The 9,935-nt window shown below is 64.0% G+C and carries 7 protein-coding genes; 3 read left to right on the top strand and 4 right to left on the bottom strand.

The features are described from left to right. The 4 genes from gyrB to dnaA all read right to left on the bottom strand — a co-directional run. On the bottom strand, positions 1-2,446 hold a 2,446-nt coding region (gyrB, locus tag DBR34_RS04740), incomplete at its 3' end, for a DNA topoisomerase (ATP-hydrolyzing) subunit B (protein ID WP_128095916.1). A gap of 109 nt (positions 2,447-2,555) precedes the next feature. After that, positions 2,556-3,653 carry a DNA replication/repair protein RecF gene (gene recF / locus DBR34_RS04735; RefSeq protein ID WP_128095915.1) on the bottom strand — a complete coding sequence of 366 codons (1,098 nt, stop codon included), beginning with the start codon at positions 3,651-3,653 and terminating at the stop codon, positions 2,556-2,558. 875 nt (positions 3,654-4,528) lie between these two features. Beyond that, the gene (gene dnaN / locus DBR34_RS04730) at positions 4,529-5,629 is read right to left on the bottom strand and encodes a DNA polymerase III subunit beta (RefSeq protein WP_019184048.1); all 1,101 of its coding nucleotides are present in this window, start codon (positions 5,627-5,629) and stop codon (positions 4,529-4,531) included. Between the two features lie 276 nt (positions 5,630-5,905). Next, the gene (dnaA, locus tag DBR34_RS04725) at positions 5,906-7,240 is read right to left on the bottom strand and encodes a chromosomal replication initiator protein DnaA (protein WP_128095914.1); all 1,335 of its coding nucleotides are present in this window, start codon (positions 7,238-7,240) and stop codon (positions 5,906-5,908) included. A 253-nt stretch (positions 7,241-7,493) separates the two neighbouring features. Between dnaA and rpmH the strand changes: the two genes are divergently transcribed. The 3 genes from rpmH to yidC are packed head-to-tail and all read left to right on the top strand — an operon-like array spanning position 7,494 to position 9,831. Then, positions 7,494-7,634 carry a 50S ribosomal protein L34 gene (gene rpmH / locus DBR34_RS04720; RefSeq protein WP_006404565.1) on the top strand — a complete coding sequence of 47 codons (141 nt, stop codon included), beginning with the start codon at positions 7,494-7,496 and terminating at the stop codon, positions 7,632-7,634. A gap of 5 nt (positions 7,635-7,639) precedes the next feature. Continuing rightward, complete coding sequence (gene rnpA / locus DBR34_RS04715) at positions 7,640-8,131, top strand: ribonuclease P protein component (RefSeq protein WP_128095917.1); 492 nt, start codon at positions 7,640-7,642, stop codon at positions 8,129-8,131. Beyond that, positions 8,131-9,831 (top strand): membrane protein insertase YidC, encoded by a 1,701-nt coding sequence (yidC, locus tag DBR34_RS04710; RefSeq protein ID WP_128095913.1) that lies wholly within the window; start codon positions 8,131-8,133, stop codon positions 9,829-9,831. The genes rnpA and yidC overlap by 1 nt, the downstream gene beginning before the upstream one ends. Positions 9,832-9,935 lie beyond the last annotated feature (104 nt).

The raw sequence follows: 9,935 nt of genomic DNA, 5'->3' as shown, positions 1-9,935 counted from the left end.
TGGCGACCTTCAACGCGTTGTCTTCGATGAAGTCACGGCGGGGCTCCACCACATCGCCCATCAAGGTGCTGAAGATCTGGTCGGCCGCAACGGCGTCTTCGATCCGCACCTGCAGCAGACGGCGGGTGTCCGGGTTGACCGTGGTGTCCCACAGCTGCTCCGGATTCATTTCACCCAGGCCCTTGAAGCGCTGGATCTGGCGGCCCTTCTTGCCTTCCTCGAGCAGCCATTCGCGCGCCTGTGCAAAGCTCTCGATCTCGGCCGACTTGGCGCCGCGACTGATCTTCGCACCGGCGCGGACCAGGCCGTGCAGCAGCAGCGAGGACTGGTGCAGGGCACGCAGTTCACCGGTTTCGAAGGCCGACAACGGCAGCACCTGGATCAACGCTTCGCCCATGTGGCGGCGCGTGACCAGCAGCGCGGCCGGACGCTCCTCGGTGGGTTCCTGCAGTTCCAGGCTGAAGCGCGGCGAGCCGAGGCTGCTGCGGTTGAGACGCGTCGCCAGCGCGGCCAGGCCTTCATCGGCACCGGCCTTGCGCAGGTGTTCCAGGTCCATCGGAGTGAAATCGATCAGGGCCTCAAGGACCTGGCGATCGTACCGGTGGGCGTTGCGGCTGATGGCTTCCTGCGCCGAAGCGTAGGAGAGCAGCAGCTTTTCCAGGGCCAGGCCTTCAATGCCCGGTTCGCCATCGGCCGGAATCAGCGAGGCGTTTTCCACCGCGCTGCTGGCCAGGTACGCATCCAGCGCCGGGTCGTCCTTCAGGTAGAGCTCCTGCTTGCCCTGCTTGATCTTGTACAGCGGCGGCAGGCCGATGTAGATGTGGCCGCGCTCGATCAGCTCCGGCATCTGCCGGTAGAAGAAGGTCAACAGCAGCGTACGGATGTGCGCACCGTCGACGTCGGCGTCGGTCATGATGATGATGCGGTGGTAGCGCAGCTTGTCCGGGTTGTATTCGTCCCGACCAATACCGGTGCCCAGCGCGGTGATCAGCGTACCGACCTGGTCCGAGGCCAGCATGCGATCGAAGCGGGCACGTTCCACGTTGAGGATCTTGCCGCGCAGCGGCAGTACCGCCTGGTTCTTGCGGTTGCGTCCCTGCTTGGCAGAGCCACCTGCCGAGTCACCCTCGACGATGAACAGTTCGGACAGCGCCGGATCTTTTTCCTGGCAGTCGGCCAGCTTGCCGGGCAGGCCGGCGATATCCAGCGCGCCCTTGCGGCGGGTCAGATCGCGCGCCTTGCGGGCCGCTTCACGGGCACGCGCAGCGTCGACGATCTTGCCGGCGATCGCCTTGGCTTCGTTCGGGTTTTCCTGCAGGAATTCTTCCAGGCGCTGGCCGAAGGCACTTTCCACGGCCGGGCGCACGTCCGAGCTGACCAGCTTTTCCTTGGTCTGGCTGGAGAAGCTCGGGTCCGGCACCTTGACCGACAGCACGGCGATCATGCCTTCGCGCATGTCATCGCCGGTCAGGTTGATCTTGGCCTGCTTGGCGATGCCGTTCTGCTCGATGTAGTTGTTGAGCACGCGGGTCAGCGCACCGCGGAAGCCGGCGAGGTGGGTACCACCGTCCTTCTGCGGAATGTTGTTGGTGAAGCAGTACATCGTTTCCTGGTAGGAATCGGTCCACTGCAGCGCCACGTCCACGGTGATGCCGTTGGACTCGCCGGTTACCGAGATCACATTCGGGTGCAGCGGCGTCTTCAGCTGCGCCAGATGCTCCACGAAGCTGCGGATGCCGCCTTCGTAATGGAAGTCGTCGCGGCGGCCATCGCCGCGCTCGTCCGCCAGCACGATCTTGACGCCGGAATTGAGGAAGGACAGCTCACGCAGGCGACGGGCCAGGATGTCGTAGTGGAATTCCACGTTGTCGTGGAACGCCTTCAGCGACGGCCAGAAGCGCAGGGTGGTGCCGCGCTTGGTGCTCGCCGCCACCTGCTTCAACGGATGCAGTGCTGCACCGTCGGCGTATTCCTGCTGGTAGTGGAAGCCGCCCTGGTAGATGTCCAGGACCAGCTTCTGCGACAGCGCGTTGACCACGCTGACGCCCACGCCGTGCAGGCCGCCGGACACCTTGTAGCTGTTGTCGTCGAACTTGCCGCCGGCATGCAGCACCGTCATGACCACTTCGGCGGCAGACACGTCGCGGTCGAGCTTCTTGCTCATCTGCTCGTGCTTGCCGGTCGGGATGCCGCGACCGTTGTCGGAGACGGAGACCGAGCCATCGGCGTGAATCATCACAGACACGTGGTCGGCGTGGCCGGCCAAGGCTTCATCGATGGAGTTGTCGACGACCTCGAACACCATGTGGTGCAGACCGGTGCCGTCATGGACGTCGCCGATGTACATACCAGGACGCTTGCGGACAGCTTCCAGCCCTTCCAGGGCGGTGATGCTGTTGGCGTCGTAGTTGCCGCTGTTTGCCGGGGTGTTCTGTTCTTCAGTCATTGCGCTTGCCGTAGGCTCCGCAGGTCGGGCCGCCGCTTGACGCGGGGCACCGTGGGTAAGGGGTTGCAACAGCAATTATACCAGCCGGGCGCACGCGCCCTCCCGACCACTATGGCACAGGCTGGACCTGCCCATGTTCCACGTGGAACCGGGTGATGTCGGTTGCGTCGTGCAGCGCCGCCGGGGTCTCGGTGGCGGTGATGAAGATCTGGGCGGGCCCGGACCTCAGCCGGTCCAGAACCCGGGCCTGGTGATTGCGATCCAGCTCGGAGGACAGATCGTCCAGCGCGATCACCGGCCATTCGCCGCGCTGCTCGGCGTAGTCCTCGGCCTGTGCCAACAGGCAGGTCAGGGCGGTGAGCTTGGCCTGCCCGCGTGACAGGGCGTCGCGGCCCGGAATGCTGGCGAAGCCCACGCTCCAGTCCGCCCGGTGCGGGCCGACGGAGGTGTAGCCCGCCATGCGGTCGCGTTCCCGCGCCAGCAACAGCGCATCCGACAGGGACACCTCCTGTTTGCGCCAGCCCGGACTCAGGGTCATCGACTGGACCCCCAGATTGGGCGCCAGCACCTGGGCCAACGCGATGGCCCGGTCCTGCAGCCGCTCCAGGTAGTGCTGGCGGCGCGTGGTCAGCGGCTCGCCGGCTTCGGCCAGCTCATGGTCCCACGCATCCAACGCATGGGCGTTGCCCCCTTGTTTCAGCAGGGCATTGCGCTGTTTCAACGCCCGGGAGTAGCGCCGCCACAGTGCCAGGAAGTCTGGTTCCACGTGGAACAAGCCCCAATCGAGGAAGCGTCGACGCGGTTCGCCGCCACCGCTGACCAGTGCATGGCTGCCCGGCTCGAAGGTCACAACGGCCAACGCTGCGCACAGGTTTCCCAGCTGCGCGACGTCTTCGCCATCCAGCCGGCCTTTCCATTCCTGCCCGCTGTGCCGCAGCCCGGCCTTGCGCCGCGCGGAACTTGGGGCACCTTCGCGGCATTCGTCCCATTCCACGAACACTTCCAGCGCATCCTGACCTTCGCGCACCAGACCGTCGCGCACGCGGCCGCGGAAACTGCGCCCATACGCCATTACATGCAGGGCCTCCAGCACGCTGGTCTTGCCGGCACCGTTGTCACCGGTGATCAGGTTGATGCCCGGCTCGGGGGCCAGTTCCACGCGTTCAAAGCGGCGAACCTGGTGCAGGGACAAGCGGCGGATGTGCATGCAGTCGATCACGGCCGCGCGGGGCGGCAGTCGGGTAGGGGTAATCGATCAGCTTACTGCATCGGGTGTGTTTCACGTGGGCCAACGGGTGAACGCGCTGCCTGCGGCGCGATCCGCCCTGGTCCACCAAGTCCAGGCGCGAACCAAGGCATCGGGGTGCCGCGCAGCACCGTGAATTTCTTGAAATCTGACAGCCGGGCAGGGCTGCAGGCCTGCAGATTTCAAGAAAATCGACGCGATTTCCCTGGTCGCTGGCGCCGGGGGATGCCGACGCCGGGTCCATTCCTTCAAATCTGATGCGCTGGGCCCGGCATGCGTATTCAGATCTGGCCGAATACGCCGCGTACGGATTTCGCTGTCCACAGGCACCCTGTATGACTTATGCACAACCCATGTACGAGCTGTGGATAAAAACGCACTCAAATACGGGCCTGAAAGATATCCACAGGATCACCCCCAGCCTCAGGGGGCCTTTTACAGGGGGTTTCAGACCCAACATTCCCTTTGATTTCAATCAGATAAGGTACTTTTCAACCAAATCTGCCCCTACCACCACCACCTAGCTTTAGATTTATATACAGTTTTTAAAGCATAGAGCAGTGATCCAGGCACTCAAACCAGCCCTCGCCGTGGAACGTGAAACCAACACGTGGAAGCGGCGGAACATGTGCGAGGTGCGCGGGGTCCGCCAACGTCGACGCGCTCAGCGAACACCGCAGATGCCTGCCGTTGATCAACGCGCTGCCATCACCGCACACGTCTCCAAACTGCATCGCGTTGCCTGGCTACCGCAATGCTCCACGTGGAACAAAAAAAACCCGGCGCGTGGCCGGGCTTCTTCGACAGGTCGGTTCCACGTGGAACCAAGCGTCAGGTCACAGACGCAGCGGCATCACCACATGACGCGACTTCTCGCTGCTGGCCTCACGGACCAGGGCAGAGGAGTTCGAATCACGCAGCTGGATGACCACGTGCTCATCGCGCAGGGCGGACAACGCGTCCAGCAGGTAGTTCACGTTGAAGCCAATGGCCAGATCGCTCACCGTGGTGTCGGCTTCGATCTCTTCCTGGGCTTCTTCCTGCTCCGGGTTGTGCGCGCTGATCTTCAGGTTGCCCGGCGAGACTTCCACGCGGATGCCGCGGTACTTCTCGTTTGACAGGATCGCGGCGCGCTGCAGCGAGGCACGCAGTGCTTCGCGGTCGACCTTCACTTCGCGGTCGGCGCCGATCGGGATCACCGCTTCGTAATCCGGGAAGCGGCCATCGATCAGCTTCGAGGTGAAGGTCACATCGTCGCGCTTGACCCGCACGTGGCTGCGGCCGACTTCCAGCTCGATCTCGCGATCGCCGCTCTCCAGCAGACGCTGCAGTTCGGTCACGCCCTTGCGCGGCACGATGATCTGACGCTTGGCGCCGCTGGCTTTTTCCAGCTCGGTTTCGCACAGCGCCAGGCGGTGCCCGTCGGTGGCGACGGTCCGCAGGGCATCGCCGCGCAGATCGAACAGCAGGCCGTTGAGGTAGTAGCGCACGTCCTGCTGGGCCATCGCGAACGCAGTGCGCTCGATCAGTTCCTTCAGGGTGGCTTCGCCGATGGCCACGCGCTCGGTGGCTTCCACTTCGTCCACCGACGGGAAGTCGTTGGCCGGCAGGGTTGCCAGGGTGAAGCGGCTGCGGCCTGCCTGCACGGTGATCTTGTCACCGGTCTGCGAGACGGTGATCCGGCTGCCATCGGGCAGGGCGCGGATGATCTCGAACAGCTTGCGGGCGGGGATGGTGGTCTCGCCGTCCTGGGCATCTTCCACCGCGATCCGCGACACCATTTCCACTTCCAGGTCCGTACCGGTCAGCGACAGCTGCCCGTTCTGCACCTGGACCAGGAAATTTGCCAGAACCGGCAAGGTCTGGCGGCGTTCGACCACGTTGACGACTTGTGCCAACGGCTTGAGAAAGGCTTCGCGCTGCAGTGTGAAACGCATGTGGTTCCGTGCCCCTATGCTTTAAAAAAATATGGAATAAATCAAAAGCTTGGTGGTGATGGTAGGAACAGAATCGCTGGAAAACACAGCTAAGTCTTTGTAAACAAAGAGGTTTCAGACGTTGAAACCCTCTGCACTACTAACCCTCGGGGGGAGGGCGAACCTGTGGATAAATCCTCCGGGAAATTTACCCGATTTCTTATCCACACCCTGTCCCCTGCTTGCTACCGGATTCTGCACCGTTTTATGCGATGACGCCTGTGCGGCGTGCATGCATCATTCGCTCAACTTCCGGATCAGCTTGTCCCAGTCTTCCCGCAACTTGCCGTCGGCTTCCATCAACGTCCGGATCTGACGGCAGGCATGCAGCACCGTGGTGTGGTCCCGGCCGGCAAAGGCATCGCCGATTTCCGGCAGGCTGTGCTCGGTGAGTTCCTTGGTCAGCGCCATGGCTACCTGGCGCGGACGGGCCAGCGACCGGGTCCGACGCTTGGACAGCAGATCCTTGATCTGCAGCCCGTAGTAGTCGGCCACGGTTTTCTGGATGTTGGGAATGCTGATCGCCTGCTGCTGGGCGCGCAGCAGGTCGCGCAGGGTTTCCTGCGCAAAATCAGTGGTGATCGCACGGCCGGTGAAGTTGGCGCGTGCGGCCAGGGTATTCAGCGCACCCTCGAGGTCGCGGACATTGGAGCGCATCTTCTTGGCAATCAGAAACGCCACATCGTCGGGAATCTCGGTGCCACGCTCACGTGCCTTGGCCAGCACGATCGCGGCGCGGGTCTCGAAGTCCGGCGGTTCGATGGCCACCGACAGGCCCCAGGCCAGCCGCGACTTGAGCCGTGCTTCCAGGCCCTCGACCTCGCGCGGGTACCGGTCGCAGGTCAGGATGATCTGCTGCTTGCCGTCGAACAGGGCGTTGAACGTATGGAAGAACTCTTCCTGGGTACGGTCCTTGCCGGCGAAGAACTGGATGTCATCGATCAGCAGCGCGTCCACCTGCTGGAACTGGCGCTTGAACTGATCCATGGTTTTTTCCTGCAACGCCCGGATCATCGCGCTGAAGAACTGTTCCGAGCGCAGGTACAGGACCTTGGCAGCCGGGTTGGCCTGGCGCATCGCATTGCCGGCCGCGAACATCAGGTGGGTCTTGCCCAGGCCGGTGCCGCCGTACAGCAGCAGCGGGTTGTGCGCCCGGTCACCCGGTTTCTGCGCCGCCTGGAACGCCGCGGCCAGGCCCAGCTGGTTGCTGCGGCCCTCCACGAAGTTGGCGAAGGTGTAGTGCGAATCCAGGTTGCCGGCGAACGGCACCAGCGGTTCGGCCGCCACGGCAGGCGTGCTGAAGCCCGGATTCGGCGCAATCTGCGCCTCCACGGCCCGCGGACGCGAGCCGATTTCAAGAAAAACGTCGCCGAAACCGGCGAAGTGCGCCAGCAGTTCCTTGATGCGCGGCAGGTACAGCTCGCGCACCTGGTCGACAATGAAGGCGTTTGGCGCATAAAGCACCAGGCTGTCCACGCGCAGATCGGCCTGCAGTGGCTTCAACCAGGTGTGAACATCCTCGGGCGGGAACTCCGCTTCAAGGCGTTCGAGACAACGGGACCAGGCATCCATCGGCAATAATCGTCTGGGGCCAGCGTACAGGCGTAGGAAACCGCCGCACCGCAGGCCGGAAGGAGGGAAGAATGGATGGCGCAGACTACCACCGACGAGGGGGGCCGGGAATGGTTGTCCCAAAGTTATTCACAAAATGATCCACAGCTATTGCACAGCCCGATGAAATCCCGTAGTGCCAGACACTTGACGGCACCTTGGTCAGGTCTATAGAATTTCCGGTTCTTTCCGTCCCCTTCATATAGAGGCCCGCATGGCCACCAAGCGCACTTTCCAACCCAGCAACCTCAAGCGTAAGCGCGACCATGGCTTCCGTGCCCGTATGAAGACCGCTGACGGCCGCAAGATCCTGTCGCGTCGCCGCGCCAAGGGCCGTAAAGTCCTGAGCGCTTGATTGCAATGCCGCTTCCTGCGGCAGACGCAATCCTGACTGTGAGCAGTTCCGACCCGCGCAAGCGATTTCCTCGCTCTGCGCGGGTTCGTACGCGTGCCGAATATACAACGGTCTTCAACGGCGCCCGCCGTGTGTCCGATCCGCTGATGACCCTGCACTGGCTGAAGAGCGATACGCCAGCCAGGTTGGGTCTCGCCGTGTCGCGCAAAGTCGATCCCCGAGCCGTGGGTCGCAACCGAGTGAAGCGTGTGCTGCGCGATGCCACACGCCACCTACGGCCGTGGATGAGTGCCGGCGATTTTGTCGTCGTTGCCCGTAGCGCCGCCCGTACCGCCAGCAATGCAGACATCCGTCAGGCCTTCGAACGCCTGCTGCGCCGCCTTGGCGCATTGCCCATGACGGGCGCGGACGGCACAATGCCGCCGCCCCTGGGCGTTGCACCCCTTTCCCAGTCCGAGCCGGCCTCACCTGCCGGCCCCGTCGAGCCTGCCCGCTGATGAACCAGACCCGCGTTTTCCTGATTTTTGCCTGGCTGATGGTGGCCGTGTTGCTGTGGATGGAGTGGGGCCGCGACAAGGCCGCGCCGGCCACCCCGACCGTGGCTGCCCAGACCCAGGCGACCGTGCCGGGTGCCGCCGGGTCGGTCCCGGGTGCGACGGTGCCGCAGGCCCCGGGCAGCGCACCGGCCAACCAGCCGGCTGCACAGGCCGAGGCCGGCGCCGCCCGCGTGACCGTCACCACCGACGTCCTGCGCCTGGTGCTGGACGGTGGCACGGTGCTGGACGCCGAGCTGCTGCAGTTCCCGCAGACCAAGGCTGACGGCAGCCCGCCGGTACGCCTGCTGACCGAAGAGAGCACCCACCCGTATCGCGCGGTGAGCGGCTGGACCAGTCAGGACAAGAGCATGCCGGTGCCGGAAGCCAATGGCTTCAAGCTCGTCGGCGACAACCATGCGTTCGTGCTGGGCAAGGGCCAGAAGGAACTGCAGATCCCGTTCGTGTGGAACGGTCCGAACGGCGTGACCATCCGCCGCACCTACACCCTGGGCCGCAACGAGTACGCGATCAAGGTGAAGGACGAAGTGGTCAACGGCAGCACCGCACCGTGGAACGGCTACGTGTACCGCACGCTGGACCGCACCCCGACCATCCTGTCGCGCAGCATGACCAACCCGGACTCGTTCAGCTTCAACGGCGCGACCTGGTTCAGCCCGCAGGACGGCTATGAGCGTCGCGCGTTCAAGGATTACCTGGACGACGGCAACCTCAACCGCACCATCACCGGCGGCTGGCTGGCGATGCTGCAGCACCACTTCTTCACCGCGTGGATCCCGCAGCCCGACCAGGCCGCCAACTACGTGCTGTCCCAGCATGACGGTCGCGACCAGATCCAGGCCACCGGCCCGGCCTTCACCGTGGCCGCCGGCCAGCAGGCCAGCACCGAAGCGCGCCTGTGGGTGGGCCCGAAGCTGGTCAACCTGATCGCCAAGGAAGACGTGAAGGGCCTGGACCGCGTGGTCGACTACAGCCGCTTCTCGCTGATGGCGATCATCGGCCAGGGCCTGTTCTGGGTGTTGAACCAGGTCCACAAGGTGGTCAACAACTGGGGCTGGGCCATCGTCGGCCTGGTGGTGCTGCTGAAGCTGGTGCTGTATCCGCTGTCGGCGGTGCAGTACAAGAGCGGCGCCAAGATGCGTCGCTTCCAGCCGCGCATCGCGCAGCTCAAGGAACGCTATGGCGATGACCGCCAGAAGTTCCAGACCGCGATGATGGAGCTGTACAAGAAGGAAAAGATCAACCCGATGGGCGGCTGCCTGCCGATCCTGATCCAGATGCCGATCTTCTTCGCCCTGTACTGGGTGCTGGTGGAGTCGGTGGAACTGCGCCAGGCGCCGTGGCTGGGCTGGATCCAGGATCTGACCGCACGCGACCCGTACTTCATCCTGCCGGTGATCAACGTGGCGGTGATGTGGGCCACGCAGAAGCTGACCCCGGCGCCGGGCATGGACCCGATGCAGGCCAAGATGATGCAGATGATGCCGCTGGTGTTCGGCGTCATGATGGCCTTCATGCCGTCCGGCCTGGTGCTGTACTGGGTGGTCAACGGTGGCCTGGGCCTGCTGCAGCAGTGGTGGATGACCAAGCGCCACGGCAGCGACCCGGTGCCGGCCACCACCGCGCCGATCAAGAAGAAATAACACCGACCCTCGGTCGGTTGTCTGAAAAACCCGCCATCCGGCGGGTTTTTCTTTGGCGGCGATACAATCGCCGCCACCGTTGCCCCGTTTGCCCGAGCCACCCC

The organism is Stenotrophomonas sp. HMWF003 (assembly GCF_003061285.1).
GTDB classification, from domain to species: domain Bacteria; phylum Pseudomonadota; class Gammaproteobacteria; order Xanthomonadales; family Xanthomonadaceae; genus Stenotrophomonas; species Stenotrophomonas maltophilia_AP.
This window is presented reverse-complemented; position numbering and strand designations above follow the sequence as displayed.